Here is a 17753-nt window from a genome sequence, read left to right as displayed (position 1 = left end):
CCCTTAGGCCCTCGGGGCCGTCCGCAGAACCGCACAGGACTACATGTCGAAAGACGACTCCATCGAGTTCGAAGGCACCGTCAGTGAGACGCTGCCGAACACCACTTTCCGCGTTCGCCTGGAAAATGGGCATGAAATCATCGCCCATATCTCCGGCCGCATGCGCAAGAACTACATCCGCATCCTGACCGGCGATCGCGTCAAGGTCGAGATGACGCCGTACGACCTGACCAAGGGCCGTATCACCTACCGCATGAAGTAATGCGGTAAGCCGGGCGTTATGCCAGGAAAGCCAGCCCGCGCGCTGGCTTTTTTGCGTGGCGGAATTCCGCCGGAATGGCCCCGGCCGCGGAGCGGGCAATGCCTGGCCCCGCCTCAGGTTCGCCGCGGAAAGCAGGCCGAGGATCGGCGTACAGGATCTTCCTGCGATGACGCATTCAAGGCTTCGCGGCCAAGGCCACCCCTGCCCGTCCCACAAAAATGCCCGCATCGTTGGATGCGGGCATCGGGTGTCCGGGGTGAGTCGCCCGGCTTACTCGACCGTGGCCGGCAGCAGGTGCTCCGGCTCGGCCTGGGTCTCGACGATCAACTCGCCGTCGCGCACGTCGATGCTGACCTTGCCGCCGTCCACCAGCTTGCCGAACAGCAGCTCGTCGGCCAGCGGACGCTTGATCTTGTCCTGGATCACGCGACTCATCGGGCGGGCCCCCATCTCCGGGTCGAAGCCGTGCTGGGCCAGCCAGTCGCGGGCGGCCGGGGTGGCCGACAACGAGACGTGCTTGTCCTGCAGCAGCATCTCCAGCTCGATCAGGAACTTGTCCACCACGCGCAGGATGTGATCGAAGCCCAGCGGCTGGAACTGCACCACCGCGTCCAGGCGGTTGCGGAACTCCGGCGTGAAGCTCTTGCGGATCACTTCCATCGCATCGGTGGCATGGTCCTGCTTGGTGAAGCCGATCGAGCGACGTGCCGCCTGGGTGGCGCCGGCATTGGTGGTCATCACCAGGATCACGTTCTTGAAGTTGGCTTCACGGCCGTTGGTATCGGTGAGGATGCCGCGGTCCATGACCTGCAACAGGATGTTGAAGATGTCCGGGTGCGCCTTCTCCACCTCGTCCAGCAACAGCACGCAGTGCGGCGTCTTGACGATCTTCTCGGTCAGCAGGCCGCCCTGGTCGAAGCCGACGTAGCCCGGGGGCGCACCGATCAGGCGGCTGATCGAATGCGGCTCCATGTACTCGCTCATGTCAAAGCGCACCAGCTCGATGCCCAGCTGCAGCGCGAGCTGGCGGGTGACCTCGGTCTTGCCCACGCCGGTCGGGCCGGCGAACAGGAAGTTGCCGATCGGCTTGTCCGGGTTGCCAAGCCCCGAGCGCGACAGCTTGATGGCCGAGGCTAGGCTGTCGATGGCCGGGTCCTGGCCGAAGATCACCATCTTCAGGTTGCGCTCCAGGTGCTTGAGCACGTCCTTGTCGGTGGCGGTGACCTGCTTGGCCGGGATGCGCGCCATCTTGGCGATGATGGTCTCCACTTCCTCGATGTCGATGTGCGACTTGCGCTGCCCTTCGGGCAGCAGGCGCTGGCGGGCGCCGGCCTCATCGATCACGTCGATGGCCTTGTCCGGCAGCAGGCGGTCGCCGATGTGCTTGACCGACAGGTCCACCGCGGCCTGCAGCGCGTCATCGCCATAGGTCACGCCGTGGTGCGCCTCGTACTTCGGGCGCAGCCCCTTGAGGATCTCGTAGGCCTCGCCCACCGTCGGCTCGACGATGTCGATCTTCTGGAAGCGACGGGCCAGGGCGCGGTCCTTCTCGAAGATGCCGCGGTATTCCTGGAACGTGGTCGAACCGATGCAGCGCAGCTCGCCCGAGGCCAGCGCCGGCTTGATCAGGTTGGAGGCGTCCATGGTGCCGCCCGAGGCCGAACCGGCACCGATGATGGTGTGGATCTCGTCGATGAACAGCACCGCGTTGGGGATCTTCTTCAGTGCGCCGATCACGCCCTTCAGGCGCTTCTCGAAGTCACCGCGGTACTTGGTGCCGGCGACCAGCGCGCCCAGGTCCAGCGAATAGATCACCGCGTCGGCGAGCACCTCGGGCACCTCGCCATCGACGATGCGCTTGGCCAGCCCTTCGGCGATGGCGGTCTTGCCCACGCCGGCCTCGCCCACGTACAGCGGGTTGTTCTTGCGGCGGCGGCACAGCACCTGGATGGTGCGCTCGATCTCGTCGCGCCGGCCGACCAGCGGGTCGATGCGACCGGCCTTGGCCTGCTCGTTGAGGTTGCTGGCGAACTCGGTCAGCGAATCGCCCTTGGGCTCGCCCTCACCGCCCTCGGCACGGCCCTCGCCTTCCAGCGGCGAGGACATGTCCGATTCGTCGCCGCTCTTGGCCACGCCGTGGGACAGGTAATTGACCACGTCCAGCCGGGTCACGTCCTGCTGGTTGAGGTAGTAGACGGCGTGGGATTCCTTCTCGCCGAAGATCGCCACCAGCACGTTGGCGCCGGTGACCTCCTTCTTGCCCGAGGACTGAACGTGGTAGACGGCACGTTGCAGGACGCGCTGGAAGCCTAAGGTGGGTTGCGTATCGCGGCCATCGTCTTCGGCCAGCAGCGAGACCGAGGCGTTGATCGCCTTCTCCAGTTCGCTGTGCAGGCGCTCAAGGTCGGCTCCGCAGGCCTTCAGGACGGCCTGGGCGGATGCATTCTCAAGCAGGGCCAACAACAGGTGCTCCACCGTCATGTATTCATGACGGGCTTCCCGGGCGCGCTTGTAGCACTGACCAATGGTCTGCTCGAGGTCTTTACTGAACATGAGGCACTCCGGTTCCGGTTGCTGACAATATGCGGCCTGACTGCACGTTTTCCAGCACCCTAGCGGCGTTCATGTAGAGGCCACGTCAGCAGGAAGTGGGGATTCGTTCACCCGGTGAATCCGGCATTCAGTTTCAAGAGCAAGGCGTGACGGCCGTTGCGCCGCGAGGGGCGGCCAGCGGTGGCGCAGGCGGGAAAGTGTTTCCCATCGGGGACACAGCCGGCGCCCTGGAAAACCGGCCAGGCAGGCAGGTGCGCACGCGGCGACCGCGGGCGGCTCAGGCGCGCTCCATCGTGCACAGCAGCGGATGCTGGTTCATCCGCGAGAACTCGTTGACCTGGGCGACCTTGGTCTCGGCCACCTCACGGCTGTACACCCCGCAGATGCCGCGGCCACGGGTATGGACGTGCAGCATCACCTGCGTGGCCTTGTCCAGGTCCATCGAGAAGAAGTTCTGCAGCACCGTCACCACGAAGTCCATCGGGGTGTAGTCGTCGTTGAGCAGCATCACCTGGTACTGCGGCGGCGGCGCGATCTCAGGCTTGCCGGGGGCAACCAGCAGGCCGTGCTCGTTGTCATGTTGGGGCTTCTGGGGCATCGGGCAATTATAGCGGTTTGCCGGCTTCGACCTTCAGCCATTGGACGACACCCCCCTGCCCCCCGCACAATTTGCAGGTCAACCAACCACTGACGGGGAAAACATGAAGAAGTCTGTAACCGGCATCGTCATCGCAGCACTGATGACCGCAGCCGCAGGAAGCGCAGTCGCCGGTGAACCGGACCGTGCCATCGGTCGCCTGCTGGATTCACTGGAGTACAAGTACGAGGTCGACGAGGACGGTGACTACCGGCTGGTGTTCGAGCTGGACAACAACCGTACCCAGCTGGTCTACGTGCGCTCCAACGTCGAGTCCTACGGCACCCACAACGTCCGCGAGATCTGGTCGCCCGGCTACAAGTCGCCGAGCCCGGACTTCCCGGCCAGCGTCGCCAACCGCCTGCTCGAGGACTCCAATGCCTCCAAGCTGGGCGCCTGGGTGAAACAGCAGGACCTGGCGGTGTTCGTGGTCAAGATCGACGCCGACGCCACTGCCAAGCAGCTTTCCGATGCCATCGACGCGGCCTCGGCCAGCGCCGACGAGATCGAGCTGGAGCTGACCAAGGCGGACGAATACTGAGCGTGGACACCGCGCAGCCCCCGCGCTGGGCGCCACGCGTGACCGTGGCCACCGTTGTCTCCCGCGCGGGGCAACTGCTGTTGGTGGAAGAGGAAAAAGGCGGCCGGCGGGTGCTGAACCAGCCGGCCGGCCACCTGGAGGCCGGTGAAACCCTGCTGGAAGCCGCCATCCGCGAAACCCGCGAGGAGACCGGCTGGGAGGTGAAGCTGACCGGCTTCATCGGCACCTACCAGTGGGTGGCCGGCGATGGCACGCCGTTCCTGCGTTTCGCCTTCGCCGCCGAGCCGTTGCGCCACCACCCGGAGCAGGCGCTGGACGACGGCATCGTGCAGGCGTTGTGGCTCACCCCGACCGCGCTGCAGGCCGACATGGCCCGCCTGCGCAGTCCGCTGGTCTGGCAGACCGTTTCCGATTGGCTGGCTGGCCAGCGTTATCCGTTGTCGATGTTGAGGCAGGTGCAGTGAGTAGTCCCGGTGTAGTCGTAGGGGTGTCCGGTGGCGTGGATTCGTCCGTCGCCGCGTTGACCCTGGTCCAGAACGGCCTGGACGTGGCCGGCCTGTTCATGCAGAACTGGGCCGATGACGGCAGCGGCCATTGCCGCGCCGAGGAAGATCGCCGCGACGCGGTGGCGGTGTGTGGCCGGCTGGGCATCCCGTTCCACTTCCGTGATTTTTCCAACGAATACTGGCAGGGCGTGTTCGAGCACTTCCTCGCCGAATACGCGGCCGGCCGCACGCCCAACCCGGACGTGCTGTGCAACCGCGAGGTGAAGTTCAAGCACTTCCTGGACGCGGCCCGCGAGCTGGGCGCCGAGCGCATCGCCACCGGCCACTACGCCCAGGTGGTGGAGTCCGGCGGCCGTTGGCGACTGCTGCGCGGCGCCGACCGCGGCAAGGACCAGAGCTACTTCCTGCACCAGTTGGGCCAGGCCCAGCTGGCGGCCACGCTGTTCCCGATCGGCCACCTGGAGAAGAGCGCGCTGCGCCGCATCGCCCGCGAGGCCGGCCTGCCTACCCATGCCAAGAAGGACTCCACCGGCATCTGCTTCATCGGCGAACGCGATTTCCGCGAGTTCCTGGGCCAGTACCTGCCCGCCCGCGAGGGCGAGATCCAGGACCCGGACGGCCAGGTCATCGCCCGCCACCCGGGGGTGTTCTACTTCACCTTGGGCCAGCGCGAAGGCCTGAACATCGGCGGCGTGCGTGGCCGTCCGGCCGCGCCGTGGTTCGTGGTCGGCAAGGACGTGGCGCGCAACGTGCTGTACGTGGACCAGGGCCATGACAGCCCGTGGCTGCAGTCCAACTGGCTGCGCAGCGAGGCCATGCACTGGATTGCCGGCGCGCCCCCGGCACGGCGCTTCGACTGCACCGCCCAGACCCGCTACCGCCAGCCGGACGAGCCCTGTACCGTCCAGGTGCGTGACGATGGCACGCTGGACGTGCATTTCACTCGCCCGCAGCGGGCGGTGACCCCGGGCCAGTCGCTGGTGCTGTACGACGGCGCCGAGTGCCTGGGCGGTGCCGTGATCGCCGCCACCGATGCTCCCTTGGAACGCCGGCTTGGCGCTCCCGTTTCCCCTTGAGAGGTAACCATGAGTTTTTCCATCGATGACCGCGTGCTTGCCGTGGCCGGCATTGCCCAGGCGTTGCAGCAGGTACGTCGCATCGCCGAAACCGGCCATTCGGACAACGCCATCGTGCGGACCGCGATGGACAGCGTGATGCGCATCGACGCGGCCTCCCCGGCTGCGGTGTACGGCAGTGTCACGCAGGTGGAGCCGGGCCTGCGCCTGGTGCGCGACTACTTCCGCAACCAGGGCAAGGACGACCTGCTGCCGCGCCTGGCGCTGTCGGTGATGCAGCTGGAGCGCCGCTTCGTCCGCGAGGACGCGGCCGTGGACAAGGTGACCGCCGGCATCCGCCGCACCGCCGACCGCGCCCTGGAGCTGGGCGACAGCAGCCACCCGGACGTGTTGATGGCCATGGGCACCCTGTATGCCGACACCATCAGCCAGCTCAAGCCGCGGATCATGGTCCAGGGCAACCCGCACTACCTCGGCCAGGCTGCGGTGGTCTCGGAGATCCGGGCGCTGCTGCTGGCGGCGGTGCGCTCGGCGGTGCTGTGGCGCCAGTTGGGCGGCACCTACTGGGATTTCCTGTTCTCGCGCCGGAGCATGCTCGAAGCCATCGAGCGCCGCGTGCGTTGAGGCAACGGCCTGCCGCCCTCCCCGGCCGCAGGCCTTCACGCCGATGTCCCCGGATTGCGCGCGCAGGGCTAAAGACACCCTGCCCACGGCCGATACAGCAACCGTGACTCTCCCGAGAACGTCCATGTACGCACGTATTGCAATCCGCCTGGCCGCCCCCCTGGTCCTTACTTTCCTGCTGCCGCTCGCCGTGGCATTCACCTGGCCCGCCGCGGTGCTCTGGGCAATCCTGACCACCATGGTGCTCAGCTGGCTGGTGTTTGCCTGGTGGAGCGTGCATTCGCAGACCCAACGCTCGCCCGAGCATGCCCGCGTGATGCGCGAACAGGACATGCTGCTCAACGAGCTGCGCAGCTTCGTCAGCAACGAGATCGAAGGTTCGCGCAATGAAGTCGAGCGCGCCCGCGAACTGATCCGCCAGGCCGTCGCCGGCCTGGGCAGCAGCTTCGATGCGATGAACCGCAAGTCGCGCCAGCAGAGCCAGGCCCTGGCCCGCGTGGTCGACCGTGCCGGTGAAGACGGCAGCGCCGGCGTGGACGTGGCCCGTTTCGCCCAGCACGCCAGCCAGCAGATGGAACAGCTGGTCGAGGCGCTGGAGGAAGTCAGCGGCCAGAGCAGCACCACCGTGCAGCACATCGACCAGATGGCCCAGCACCTGGATGGCATCTTCTCGCTGCTGGAGGACGTGAAGTCCATCGCCGACCAGACCAACCTGCTCGCCCTCAATGCCGCGATCGAAGCGGCCCGCGCGGGCGAAGCCGGCCGTGGTTTCGCCGTGGTTGCCGACGAGGTGCGCAACCTGTCCGAGCGTTCGACCACCTTCAACGAGCAGATCCGCAAGTTGGCCCACAGCTCCAAGGACGCCATCGCCAAGGTGCGCGAGACCGTCTCACACATGGCCTCGCGCGACATGGACCGCTCGCGTGAAGCCCGCCACGAAGCCGCCGCCATGCTCGACAACGTGGCCGCGATCAACGCGTCGCTGGGCGACGGCATGCGCGAGATCTCCGAGTGCGGCCGCGCCATCGATGGCAGCGTCGCCGAAGCGGTGCGTGCGCTGCAGTTCGAGGACATCGCCACCCAGACCCTGGGCGGCGTGCACACCCACCTGGACCGCCTGGGCACCATCAACCGCGAAGCCGTGGCCCTGCAGGAGCTGCTGCACCGCAATGGCGGCGTGTTCGATGGCGAACTGGTCAACGCCCTGCAGCGCACCGGCAGCCGCCTGCGCGAGCTGCGCAGCGAGTGGGAGCGCCCGCCGCACAAGCCGGTGACCCAGCAGAGCATGGGCGCAGGTACGGTTGAGCTGTTCTGATACCCCACCAGGCGTCCAGAACCCGGCCCCGGCGAAAGCCGGGGCTTTGTCATGTCCGTCGCTGCGCGGATCACGGGAGACCCGGATGAGCCACCAAGCAGCCGATGACGGGGCGGTCTTGGCCGCCTCCTCCTGTCTGAGCCGCGCCGAACAGTTGCAGCGACTGGAGCAGTCCAGCCGCGACGAGCTGATGGCGCTGTACCGCGATGCACGGATTGGCGTGGCAAGCGAGGATTGGCTGGTGACCAGCATCCAGTGGGACCTGGCGGTGGTCTAGGCGGCGACGGACGCGGGGCGTCGTCGCCGCGGCTGCGGGACTTGCCGCTGCCCTGGGGCAGTAGGCCGGGGAAGCCGGAAGCGCGCCTGGGCTTTGGTTGCAGCCGTGGTTTCGCGCCCGAGGGCGCTCCTACCGTGTCAGTGCTGTTGGAGCGGTCTTGGCCGCGATGCCGGTGTTGATGCAGACGATGTGCGTCGGTAACGCAATGCGGCTACCGGCTCCGGAAGCAATCGTGGTTTCGCGCCCGAGGGCGCGCCTACCGGGCCTGCGCGCTCACAGGGTGGCGGTGATCCGAGTGTGTTCGGCCGGAGGAGGCGTGCTGGTGTCGCAGCCCCCTTCGCGCAGCCAGCGCATCATCTCGCGTGAACGCAAGGGCTTGGAGTACAGGTAGCCCTGCAGCTCGTCGCAACCCTGTCGGCGCAGCATGGCTTCCTCGGCGGTTGTTTCCACGCCTTCGGCCACCACCCGCATGCCCAGCGCGTGGCCCAGGTGCACGATGGCCTGGGTGACCTCGGCGGTACCGGCGTCATGCAGCATGCCCTGCACGAAGCTGCGGTCGATCTTCAGCCGCTGCACCGGGAACCGGTTGAGGTAATGCAGGTTGGAGAATCCGGTACCGAAGTCATCCACCGCCAGCGGCACGCCATGCTGCTCGAACACGTCGAAGCACTGACGCAGGGCCTCGGTGTCGCGGATCAGGGCCGACTCGGTCAGCTCCAGCTCCAGGCGCCGCGGCGACCAGCCGTGACGGTCGCAAATCGCGATCACGCGCTCGGCGAAGCCGCGCTCGCGCAACTGGATGGCCGAGACATTGACCGCGATGCGGTCAAAACGCAGCCCGGCCTGCTCCCAGACCACGGCCTGGCGGCATACCTCGTTCAGGACCCAATCGCCGATGCGGATGATTTCCCCGCACTTCTCCGCGATAGGGATGAATTCGGCCGGACTGCACGGACCGATGCGCGGAGTGTTCCAGCGCAGCAGTGCCTCGATGGACGGCGCATGGCCTTCGCGGGTGTGGATCAGCGGCTGGTAGGCCAGGCTGAACTCGTCCCGGTCCAGTGCACCGTTCAATGCGTGCTCGATCTCGAGCAGCCGCTGGGTGCGCGCCAGCGCATCTTGGCTGTAGTACTGGTAGGTGTTGCGGCCGGCTTCCTTGGCGGCATGCATGGCCGCATCGGCCGCGCGCAGCAAGGTGTCGAAATCGTTGCGGGTCTCGTCCAGCAGGGCGATGCCCACGCTGGCGCCCACCTTCAGGGTGGCGTCCTCGCGATACAGCGGCTCGGCCAACGAGGCGATGAGCTTGCGGGCCACGTGGCCGGCGTCCTCCGGCTCGGCCAGGTTGCGCAGCACGACGATGAACTCGTCGCCGTTGAAGCGGGCGAACAAGTCGGCGTTGCGCAGGTTCTGGTGCAAGCGCGAGGCGGCGGCCTTGAGCAGGATGTCGCCGGTGGCATGGCCGAAGGTGTCGTTGATGCCCTTGAAGCCGTCCAGGTCGACGAACAGCATGGCCAGCACCGCGCCGCGCTCGCGCGCTTCGAGGATGGCCTCGGAGGCCTGCTCGCGCAGCAGCATGCGGTTCGGCAGACCGGTGAGCAGGTCGTAGTGGGCCAGCAGTTCCAGGCGCTCATCGGCCTCGCGTTCGCGGGTGATGTCGCGGAACAGCACCACGTGGCGCTCCGGCAGGCCGTCGCGGCGGTCCAGCTCGATCAGCACCTGCACCCAGACACGTTGCCCGGAGGGGCGATAGAAGCACAGGTCCAACTGCTCGGGCAGCCCGCCCTGGGCGATGCGCGCCAGAGCCGCCTCGAAGCTGTCGCGCGAGTCCGGCGTGTACAGGCCCAGCGCCTGATCCAGCGTGACCGGCGCCTTGCGCAGGCCATGGATGCGGTAGCACTCCTCGGTCCATTGCATCTCGCGGGTGCTGGCGTCGATCTCGCAGCCACCGATCCTGCCCAGCGCGGATACGCGATTGAGCAGTTCGGTGCGCCAACGGATCAATGCGTCGGTACGGTGCTGGCCGCTGATGTTCTGTACCTGGCCAACCACGCGCCGCAGCCGCCCGGACGCATCGTGCTCGGGCTCCAGCCAGACCCGCAGCTGCTGTTGCAGCACCGGCTCGCGGCCCCAGCACACTTCGAATTCGGTGGCCTGCGGGTCGGCATGCAGGCGTCGCCAGACCGTCAGCAGGTGACGACGGGCGTCGCGCCCGAGTTGCCGCATCCAGCCCCAGCCCGATGACAGGGAGCCTGCCTCCACGCCGATCGCGGCGTGGCTCTCGGGCGACCACTGCATCCGTTGCCGGCCACAATCCCAGCTCCAGCTGCCCATGCCGGCCACGCGCTGGGCGCGGCACAGCAGCGCGTGCTGCGCACGCAGGTCGTCTTCCAGCGCCTTCAGCGGCTGGATGTCCGTGTACGTGCCGGCCATGCGCAGCGGCTGGCCGTCGGCCGCGTGCGCCACCACCCTGCCGCGGTCCAGCACCCAGCGCCACTGGCCTTGGGTGTCACGGATGCGGAACTGGCAGGCGAAGGGCTGCGCGGGGTCGTGCAGGTGCGCGGCGATGGCCTGGCGCAGCAGCGGTTGTTCGTCCGGATGCACGCTGTCCATCAGCCGCAGCTCGGTGTGGGTTCCGTGCGGTCCACGGCGGGTGAGCCGGTCGGCGGCCACGTCCCAGTCCCAGGCGACGTTGCCACCGGCCTCCATGGCCGCCAGCCATCGGGCGGCGTGCGCGGAGGCGTCGGTGGAGTACGAGTACAGGTAGCCGAGCAGGCTCCCGCCCGGATCGTGGATGGCGCTGAGCCAGCCATCCAGCCGCGCCTGGCCATCCGGCAACGGGCAGCTGACCGCCTTCTGCCCGGGCGCCTGCGCCCGGCAGCCCGCCAACTGCGCGCAATAGCGCGACAAGCGTTCGTGCAGGCGCAATTCCCTGGCCTTGGCGTTGGCCGCCAAGGGCTGTCCATCCACGTCCAGCAGCACCAGGGCCGCATTCAATGGGTGGTTAAGCAGGCTTGCGATTACCCCGCGATCCACGCGCTCTTTCTCCTGCCCGGGAATCCGGGGACAGGAGTGATAACGGCAGCAATCCGGTGGAATTGAGCATTACGTCGCGCGGCACCCGGACAACTCGTTAAGATGACATCACGCAATCCATACTCAGCATGTCGAACATGGAAGCCGGCAAGGCCCCCATTCCACCCGCGTCCGTGCCTGTCCGTCGCCTCCAGCGACAGCACCGCGTGCTTTTGCGGGTGGTCGGGCTGTGTGGGCTGGTGCTGGCCATGGCATTTCTGTTCATGCGACTGGTCGCCGGCAGCGCTTCAGAAAATGTGATGTTCATCGCAGTGGCGCTGACCGTCGGCGGGATCCTGATCGGCTGGCTGTGCCGTCCGCCCGGCATGCGGCAGGACCCCACCCCACCGGCGGCGCCCTCGTCCTTCAGGCAGATCAGTGACAACCTGCCCGACGCGGTGATCATCGCCGGCGCAGACCAGGTGCTGTACGCCAACGCCTCTGCCGGGCGCATGCTCGGGATCCGCGCCGGGATGCCCGCCACCGCACTGTCCGAACTGCGCGCCGCGCGCACCCAACAGCCCTCGCTCGCGCGCCTGCTGCTGCATCATCCCTGCGGCGGTGCGTTCCAGGCCTCGCTCAGCGCGGGCCCGGTGGTTCATGAGGGCCAGCCCGCCGAGCGCTTCGTCATCCGTGACCTGAGCGAGCTGGAACAGGGACGCGCCGCGCTGGCGGCCAGCAATGCCGAACTGCAGGCCATGGCCGGCCGGTTGTTCTCGCTGCAGGAGGACGAACGCCGCTCGATTTCCCGTGACCTGCACGATGACATCGGCCAGGCGATCACCGCGATGAAGCTGGCTGCCTTCGCCGCCCGCGAGGAAGAGCTGGCCGAACGCCGCCGCGAGGACATCGACCAGATCATCGAATTGGCCGACAGCACCGTGATCCGGTTGCGCAACCTGTCCATGCTGTTGCGCCCGCCGCAGCTGGACGCGCTCGGACTGGAGGCTGCCTTGCGCTGGCAGGCCGGCATGCTGTTCCGCTCCACGCCGGTGGAGCTGCTGCTGGACGTGCGCACGCTCAGCCAGCGCCCGGGCAACGAGGTGGAGCAGGCCTGCTTCCGCATCGCCCAGGAAGGGCTGACCAATGCGCTGCGCCATGCCCGTGCCAGCCAGGTCTCGCTGTTGCTGCAGGACGCCCCCGAAGGCGGCCTGCACCTGCGGGTGATCGACGATGGCGAGGGATTCGACCCCAACGGACCGCGCGGATTGGGCATGATCGTGATGCGCGAACGCGCGCAGAGTGCCGGTGGCCGCCTGCGCATCGAAACCGCACCGGGCGAAGGCACCTGCATCGACCTGCACCTGCCCTGCCCCGCGCTCCCGCATTAACCGATTTTCCAGGACCCTCGCCGATGTGGAATTCCCCCGCCGCCGTGCTTGCCGATCGCAACGATGTGCGCCCCGTGCGCCTCGGCGCCGGCAATCCCGAGTTCGCCGCGATGGTCGAGTCCGCTCGCCGCAACGGCCCGTCGATGATGCTGTTGCACCTGGACATCGATCACTTCGCCTCGGTCAACGAGAACATGAGCGCCGAAGTGGGCGACCAGGCACTGGTGCTGATCGCCGACCGGCTGCGCAACTTCCTGGATGGCCGCGGCAAGCTGTGGCGGCACGGCAGCGATGAGTTCCTGATCGCGGTGGAGCGCGGCGGCAATGTGCCGCCACCGGAGGAGCTGGCCGAGCAGCTGCGCCAGCAGATCGAGCTGCCCCTGTCGGTGTTGCCGTACACCCTGTTCCTGACCGGCAAGATCGGCGCGGCGCTGTGCCCCGAACATGCCACCAACCCCACCACCCTGCTGGACCTGGCCGAGGATGCGCTGCACCAGGCCGCGCGCGAGGGCGGCAACGCGGTGCACGTGCACGTGCTGCACAAGCCCAGCAGCGCGCACAGCGAGAGCATCATTTCTCGGCAACTGGTGGATGCCATCGACAACGGCGAGCTGCGCCTGCGCTACCAGCCGCTGGTGAGCGCGCGCGACGGCCACGTGGTCGGCATGGAAGCGCTGCTGCGCTGGCAGTCGCCCACCCTCGGCATGCTGGTACCCGAGCGCTTCATGCGCACCGCCGAGCGGCTTGGCATCATCGTGCAGATCGGCGCGTGGGTACTGGAGATGACCCTGCGCCAGGCCCGGCTGTGGCGCGACCAGGGCTTCGAGGATTTCAACGTCGCCGTCAATGTCTCCACCCTGCAGCTGCTGCGCCCGAACTTCTTCACCGAGGTGATGGCGCTGCTGCAGGGCATCGGCGTCCCCCCGCGCATGCTGACCCTGGAGATCAACGAAAGCGCGCTGACCAACAACGTCAACTTCGTCCACGAGACCCTGGCCAACCTGCGCAATGAAGGCATCAGCCTGTGCCTGGACAACTTCGGCACCGGTGATTCCAGCCTGAGCGCGTTGGTCCGCTATCCGGTGGACAAGCTCAAGATCGACCGCAGCTTCATCAAGAGCGCGCCGGCGGCCAACCGCGAGGCGGCCATCAGCCGCGCCATCATCGCCATGGGCCACCAGCTGGGCATGACCGTGATCGCCAATGGCGTGGAATCGCAGGCACAGCTCGGCTTCCTGCGCCGCAATGACTGCGATGTGTTCCAGGGCTACCTGTTCGGCGAGCCGATGTCCTCCGACGCGGCCGGCATGACGTTGCGCCGTCGCTACCTGCGCCCGGAAGCCTTCGCCGAGACCCGCCCGGACCGCACCCTGCTGCTGCTCGATGACGAGGAGAACGTGCTGCGTTCGCTGGTGCGCCTGTTCCGCCGCGACGGCTACCGCATCCTGGCCGCCGGCAACGTGCGTGACGCCTTCGACCTGCTGGCGATCAACGACGTGCAGGTGATCCTGTCCGACCAGCGCATGAGCGACATGAGCGGCACCGAGTTCCTGGGCCGGGTGAAGATGCTCTACCCGGACACGATCCGGCTGGTGCTGTCCGGCTACACCGACCTGAACACCGTCACCGACGCGATCAACCGCGGCGCGATCTATCGCTTCCTGACCAAGCCCTGGAACGACGACGAGCTGCGCGAGCACATCCGCCAGGCCTTCCGCACCCACGACGAGAAGCGCGGCGGGATTCCGACGTAGCGCCGGCGTGGACGGGCGGTTCGGCTTCGCGCCCGGGGGGGCTGCTACCTGGGCTGGCGGACCGGCAACACGATGCGGAAGCGCGAACCTTCGCCAACCGTGCTCTCCACGTCGATGCGGCCGTGGTGCTTGTTGATGATGCCGTAGGAGATCGACAGGCCCAGGCCGGTACCGCTGCCGACCGGCTTGGTGGTGAAGAACGGGTCGAAGATGCGCTGGCGCAGTTCCGGTGAGATACCGGCGCCGTCGTCCTCGAACTGCACCCAGACCTCCTCGCCCTCCACCCCGGTACTGACGATGATGTTGCCGCGCTCGGCGATGGCGTGGCCGGCGTTGAGCAGCAGGTTCATGTAGACCTGGTTCAACTCCGACGGCAGGCACTCGATCATCGGCAGCTCGCCGTAATGGCGCTCCAGCGTGACCTTGTACTTGAGCTCGTTCCAGATGATGTTGATGGTCGACTCGAGGCCGGCGTGCAGGTCGGCCAGCTTCCAGGACTCGTCCCGGCCGGAGTACGAGAAGTCCTTCAGGTCGCGCACGATGCGGGTCACCCGCTCGATGCCCTCGCGGGATTCGGCCATCAGCTGCGGCAGGTCACGGCTGATGAAGTCGATGTCCAGGCGGTCGCGGATGTCGTCGATCTCGGCGATCAGCGCCTTGGGGTCCGGCGCGCGCAAGGCGCGCTCGTAGGCCTCGATGACGGTGAACAGGCTGCGCAGGTATTCCTGCAGGCTGCCCAGGTTGGAATGCACGTAACCGATCGGGTTGTTGATCTCGTGGGCCACGCCCGCGGCCAGCTGGCCGATGGAGGCCATCTTCTCCGACTGCAGCAGCTTCTCCTGGGCGCCGTTGAGGCGCAGGTAGGCCTGCCGCAGCTCGGCGTGGCGCTGCTGCAGCTCGCGCTCGTAGTCCTCCGGGCCATCCACCTGCTGGAACAACGCCAGGAAGGATTCCCCGGCCGCGTCGGCATGATGGTGCAGGTGCACGGTGATCACGCGCTCGCCGATCGGCAGGCTGCCATTCCAGTTGCCGCTCTCGCGGACCTGCGGGATCGCGAAAGACGGCAACAGCCGTTCCAGCTCGCGGGCCAGGCCGCTGCTGCCGGCTTCATCGACGCCGAACAGCTCACGCACCAGCGCATTGGCGATGCTCACCTCCAGCCGGTTGTTGAACACCAGCAGGCCATGCTTGACCCGCTCACCGAGGGCCCGCAGGGCGGCCGACGACGGAAGGGGGGCCAGGGAAGGGGTATCGATCTGGGTCACGGCGGTACGGCACTGAAACGGGGCCGTCACTATAGCCGGATGCCGGCAGGCGTTTGCTGCCGGACTGCGCGTTTGCGCGCTTCAACAGCCGCCGCAGCGGGCGGCCGGACTCAGGCCACTGCCAACGGTCGGCGTGCCTGCAGGGTTTCAGTCTGGCCCTTGGCGTCGTATGCCGGGGCATCCTCGCTGCGTCCGAGCTGGCGCAGGGTCCAGTTGACCTCGCGGCGGCGGCGCGACAGCAGTACGCCGTTGGCCTGGTTGCGTTCGGCCAGTTCCTTCAGGCGGCCGGCATCGTTGAGCGGCGGATTGCGCTCCAGTTCGCGCAGGGCTTCCAGCTTCCGGCCGGTCGCGGCGACCAGTGCCGGCACGTCATGCTCGACCAGGGCACGCTGCTCGCCTTCCAGCGCCTCGCTCAACCGCTGCAGCGGATCGACCATGGTGAGGTTCATCCCTGCAGCTGCCGGTCCAGGTCCAGCATGCGCGAGGCAATGGCGTCGGGGTTGATCCGGTAGCTGCCGTTCTCCAGGGCCTGGCGCACGGCCTGCACGCGGGCCGGGTCGATGGCCGAGGCGTTGCTCAGCTCGCGCTGCATGGCCTGCAACTGGGTGGCTTCACCGGTCAGGCGGACACTGTCGGCCGCCTGCACCGCCTGGGCCTTGGACTCGCCGGCCGGGGCGACCCGGGTGTTGACCGCAATACTGCGCATCTGCGCCGCTGCTGCGATTCCGCCGTCGATTTTCTGGCTCATGTGATGGGATTCCTGATTCGGTTCGAAAACGATAACGGCAGCGGCCGGGGGTTCTTTAGGGAAATTTAGCGGCTGACCAGCACATCGCCGGCCGCCGTGGTGACACCCTGCATCACCCGACGTGAAGACAGGTTCTCGACCGACACCCGCTCGCCCTCGCCGGCGTCGCCCAAGGCACGGCCCGCCATCCGGACTTCCACCCCGCCCCGCCGCGAGACCAGGGCGACGCTGTCGCCCCGACGCACGATCCGCTGGGCCACCAGGTCGCTGGACGAGAGCAGGCTGCCGGCACTCAAGGTGCGCCGCGCGACCCGCCCCACCGCCAGTTCAGGCGCCGAGAGTACCGCGCCGGCGATCCGCGCGGTGTCGCGCCGGACCGTACTGATATCGGCCGCGGCCAGGGTTTCTCCAGCAGCCACGCCGCGTGCCAGCACCAGCACCGCTTGCTCGCGGCGCACCTTGACCGGCACGAACAGGCGCCAGCCACCGGCGTCCGGGCAACTCACCTCCACCGTGGTGTTGGCCGTGGCCTGGGCCCGCAGCCCCTGCGCGCAGCGCGGCATGCGCAGGCCGGCGTCGACCCCGGCCTCGCCCTGCTCCCCGGTCGCCAGGGTCGACAACGCCGCCACACGGATGCTCTCCACCGGCTGGAACTCGGTGGCAAGGGCACTTGGCGGCAGCAGCAGGCTAGCCAACAGGAACAGGCGCATGGATCTGGGCTCCGGACAAACGACTCCAGCCCGGTCACAGGCAAGCGGCGTGCCAGAACCCGGCCCAGGCTGGCCTCAAGTTGTCCCCGACCCGCGCCGATACAGGCTGCATGTCACAAGACCTGCTCAATCGCATCGACCAGCGCACCCGGCTGGCCGGCCACAATCGCCTCGCGCTGCTGCTGTTCCGCCTTGGCGGCCGTCAGCTTTTTGGCGTGAACGTGTTCAAGGTGCAGGAAGTGCTGCGGCGCCCGGCGTTGTTCCAGGTGCCGGGCCTTCCCGGCCAGTTCGCCGGCGTGGCCGATGTGCGCGGGCGCTCGGTGCCGGTGTTGGACCTGGGCCTGGCGATCGGCCACCCCGAGCGCGAGCCGGAAGCCGATACTGCCCCGGGCTACCTGGTGGTCACCGAATTCAACCGCTCGGTGCAGGGCTTCCTGGTCAGCGGCGTGGAGCGGATCGTCAACATCGCGGTGGAGGACATCCAGCCGCCGCCGGAGCTGGGCGCCGAGTCCACCTACCTGACCGCGGTGACGCGCTTCCAGGGCGAGCTGATCCAGGTCATCGACGTGGAAAGCGTGCTGGCCGACATTGCCCAGGTCCGCGGCGAAGCCGTGCTGGATCCATCGATGGCGCTGCCGGCCGACGCCCCGCCGATGCAGGTACTGGTCGTGGATGACTCGCGCGTGGCCCGCCAGCAGATCCGCAGCGTGCTGGACCAGCTGGGGGTCACCGCCACCCTGCTGTCCGACGGCAAGCAGGCGCTGGAGCACCTGCTGCAGATCCAGGCCGCCGGCGAAGACCCGGCGCAACGCTATGCCATGGTCATCTCCGACATCGAGATGCCGGCCATGGACGGCTACACGCTGACGACGGAAATCCGCCGCCATCCGGGCCTGTCGGGCCTGTACGTGCTGCTGCACACTTCCCTGTCCGGCGTATTCAACAACGCCATGGTCGAGCGCGTCGGGGCCAACGCCTTCGTCGCCAAGTACAGCCCGCACGAACTGGCCGACTTCGTGCTGCAGCGCCTCCGGCACGTAGCTGAAGCGGCCTGAGCCGGGGCAGGAAGCGCGCCCCCTGCC

The 17753-nt window shown here is 67.7% G+C and carries 16 protein-coding genes and 1 pseudogene; 10 read left to right on the top strand and 7 right to left on the bottom strand.

The annotated features are described in order from the left end of the window. Positions 1-43: 43 nt before the first annotated feature. Positions 44-262, top strand: coding sequence for a translation initiation factor IF-1 (gene infA, locus VA603_RS12895; RefSeq protein WP_005409596.1), 219 nt, complete (start codon positions 44-46; stop codon positions 260-262). A 270-nt stretch (positions 263-532) separates the two neighbouring features. On the opposite strand, the gene clpA is transcribed toward infA, so the two are convergent. Continuing rightward, positions 533-2815, bottom strand: a complete 2283-nt coding sequence (gene clpA, locus VA603_RS12890; RefSeq protein WP_132863520.1) for an ATP-dependent Clp protease ATP-binding subunit ClpA — start codon at positions 2813-2815, stop codon at positions 533-535. A gap of 277 nt (positions 2816-3092) precedes the next feature. Continuing rightward, positions 3093-3413, bottom strand: a complete 321-nt coding sequence (gene clpS / locus VA603_RS12885) for an ATP-dependent Clp protease adapter ClpS (RefSeq protein WP_132863519.1) — start codon at positions 3411-3413, stop codon at positions 3093-3095. 103 nt (positions 3414-3516) lie between these two features. Here clpS and VA603_RS12880 point away from each other — a divergent pair, with 103 nt between their 5' ends. The 6 genes from VA603_RS12880 to VA603_RS12855 all read left to right on the top strand — a co-directional run bounded on the left by VA603_RS12880 (position 3517) and on the right by VA603_RS12855 (position 7791). Further along, on the top strand, positions 3517-3993 hold the full coding sequence (locus VA603_RS12880) for a YbjN domain-containing protein (RefSeq protein WP_132863518.1): 477 nt from the start codon (positions 3517-3519) through the stop codon (positions 3991-3993). 2 nt (positions 3994-3995) lie between these two features. Next, on the top strand, positions 3996-4457 hold the full coding sequence (locus VA603_RS12875) for an NUDIX hydrolase (RefSeq protein ID WP_425603706.1): 462 nt from the start codon (positions 3996-3998) through the stop codon (positions 4455-4457). Further along, a complete protein-coding gene (gene mnmA, locus VA603_RS12870) occupies positions 4454-5575 on the top strand; it encodes a tRNA 2-thiouridine(34) synthase MnmA (protein ID WP_323439078.1) in 1122 nt (373 codons plus the stop codon). Before VA603_RS12875 ends, mnmA begins: the two co-directional genes overlap by 4 nt. A gap of 9 nt (positions 5576-5584) precedes the next feature. Beyond that, the gene (gene hflD, locus VA603_RS12865; protein ID WP_132863515.1) at positions 5585-6199 is read left to right on the top strand and encodes a high frequency lysogenization protein HflD; all 615 of its coding nucleotides are present in this window, start codon (positions 5585-5587) and stop codon (positions 6197-6199) included. A 124-nt stretch (positions 6200-6323) separates the two neighbouring features. Beyond that, positions 6324-7514, top strand: coding sequence for a methyl-accepting chemotaxis protein (locus VA603_RS12860; protein ID WP_132863514.1), 1191 nt, complete (start codon positions 6324-6326; stop codon positions 7512-7514). Positions 7515-7599: 85 nt separating this feature from the next. Further along, entirely contained in the window at positions 7600-7791 is a 192-nt protein-coding gene (locus VA603_RS12855) for a hypothetical protein (protein WP_132863512.1), read from the top strand. 273 nt (positions 7792-8064) lie between these two features. On the opposite strand, the gene VA603_RS12850 is transcribed toward VA603_RS12855, so the two are convergent. Next, entirely contained in the window at positions 8065-10824 is a 2760-nt protein-coding gene (locus VA603_RS12850) for a bifunctional diguanylate cyclase/phosphodiesterase (RefSeq protein WP_323439077.1), read from the bottom strand. Positions 10825-11228: 404 nt separating this feature from the next. Between VA603_RS12850 and VA603_RS12845 the strand changes: the two are divergent. Together VA603_RS12845 and VA603_RS12840 are read left to right on the top strand one after the other, a co-directional pair. Then, positions 11229-12194 (top strand): annotated as a pseudogene (locus VA603_RS12845) (sensor histidine kinase); the annotation flags it as partial. Between the two features lie 23 nt (positions 12195-12217). After that, positions 12218-13948 carry an EAL domain-containing protein gene (locus VA603_RS12840; RefSeq protein ID WP_132863507.1) on the top strand — a complete coding sequence of 577 codons (1731 nt, stop codon included), beginning with the start codon at positions 12218-12220 and terminating at the stop codon, positions 13946-13948. A gap of 44 nt (positions 13949-13992) precedes the next feature. Here the strand turns inward: VA603_RS12840 and VA603_RS12835 are convergent, their stop codons facing one another. From VA603_RS12835 to flgA, 4 genes are all read right to left on the bottom strand, one after another. Further along, a complete protein-coding gene (locus VA603_RS12835) occupies positions 13993-15213 on the bottom strand; it encodes an ATP-binding protein (protein ID WP_192285797.1) in 1221 nt (406 codons plus the stop codon). Positions 15214-15323: 110 nt separating this feature from the next. After that, entirely contained in the window at positions 15324-15650 is a 327-nt protein-coding gene (locus tag VA603_RS12830; protein WP_425603705.1) for a flagellar protein FlgN, read from the bottom strand. A gap of 8 nt (positions 15651-15658) precedes the next feature. Continuing rightward, positions 15659-15961: a flagellar biosynthesis anti-sigma factor FlgM gene (gene flgM, locus VA603_RS12825; protein WP_132863503.1), complete on the bottom strand. Its 303-nt coding sequence runs from the start codon at positions 15959-15961 to the stop codon at positions 15659-15661. A gap of 65 nt (positions 15962-16026) precedes the next feature. Further along, entirely contained in the window at positions 16027-16671 is a 645-nt protein-coding gene (gene flgA, locus VA603_RS12820) for a flagellar basal body P-ring formation chaperone FlgA (RefSeq protein ID WP_323439075.1), read from the bottom strand. Positions 16672-16781: 110 nt separating this feature from the next. Here flgA and VA603_RS12815 point away from each other — a divergent pair, with 110 nt between their 5' ends. After that, complete coding sequence (locus VA603_RS12815) at positions 16782-17726, top strand: chemotaxis protein (protein WP_132863500.1); 945 nt, start codon at positions 16782-16784, stop codon at positions 17724-17726. Positions 17727-17753 lie beyond the last annotated feature (27 nt).

The sequence above is a fragment of the Stenotrophomonas capsici genome (assembly GCF_034961085.1).
Lineage (GTDB): Bacteria > Pseudomonadota > Gammaproteobacteria > Xanthomonadales > Xanthomonadaceae > Stenotrophomonas > Stenotrophomonas capsici.
Note: the sequence above shows the minus strand (reverse complement) of the source record. Positions and strands in the feature narration are given on the sequence as shown.

Excerpts from the sequence above, each read along its gene's own strand:
- flgM (WP_132863503.1), bottom strand. The coding sequence starts at position 15,961 with ATGAGCCAGAAAATCGACGGCGGAATCGCAGCAGCGGCGCAGATGCGC.
- VA603_RS12860 (WP_132863514.1), top strand. The coding sequence starts at position 6,324 with ATGTACGCACGTATTGCAATCCGCCTGGCCGCCCCCCTGGTCCTTACT.
- VA603_RS12840 (WP_132863507.1), top strand. The coding sequence starts at position 12,218 with ATGTGGAATTCCCCCGCCGCCGTGCTTGCCGATCGCAACGATGTGCGC.
- infA (WP_005409596.1), top strand. The coding sequence starts at position 44 with ATGTCGAAAGACGACTCCATCGAGTTCGAAGGCACCGTCAGTGAGACG.
- clpA (WP_132863520.1), bottom strand. The coding sequence starts at position 2,815 with ATGTTCAGTAAAGACCTCGAGCAGACCATTGGTCAGTGCTACAAGCGC.
- VA603_RS12880 (WP_132863518.1), top strand. The coding sequence starts at position 3,517 with ATGAAGAAGTCTGTAACCGGCATCGTCATCGCAGCACTGATGACCGCA.
- clpS (WP_132863519.1), bottom strand. The coding sequence starts at position 3,413 with ATGCCCCAGAAGCCCCAACATGACAACGAGCACGGCCTGCTGGTTGCC.
- VA603_RS12855 (WP_132863512.1), top strand. The coding sequence starts at position 7,600 with ATGAGCCACCAAGCAGCCGATGACGGGGCGGTCTTGGCCGCCTCCTCC.
- hflD (WP_132863515.1), top strand. The coding sequence starts at position 5,585 with ATGAGTTTTTCCATCGATGACCGCGTGCTTGCCGTGGCCGGCATTGCC.
- VA603_RS12830 (WP_425603705.1), bottom strand. The coding sequence starts at position 15,650 with ATGGTCGATCCGCTGCAGCGGTTGAGCGAGGCGCTGGAAGGCGAGCAG.
- VA603_RS12815 (WP_132863500.1), top strand. The coding sequence starts at position 16,782 with ATGTCACAAGACCTGCTCAATCGCATCGACCAGCGCACCCGGCTGGCC.
- flgA (WP_323439075.1), bottom strand. The coding sequence starts at position 16,671 with ATGCGCCTGTTCCTGTTGGCTAGCCTGCTGCTGCCGCCAAGTGCCCTT.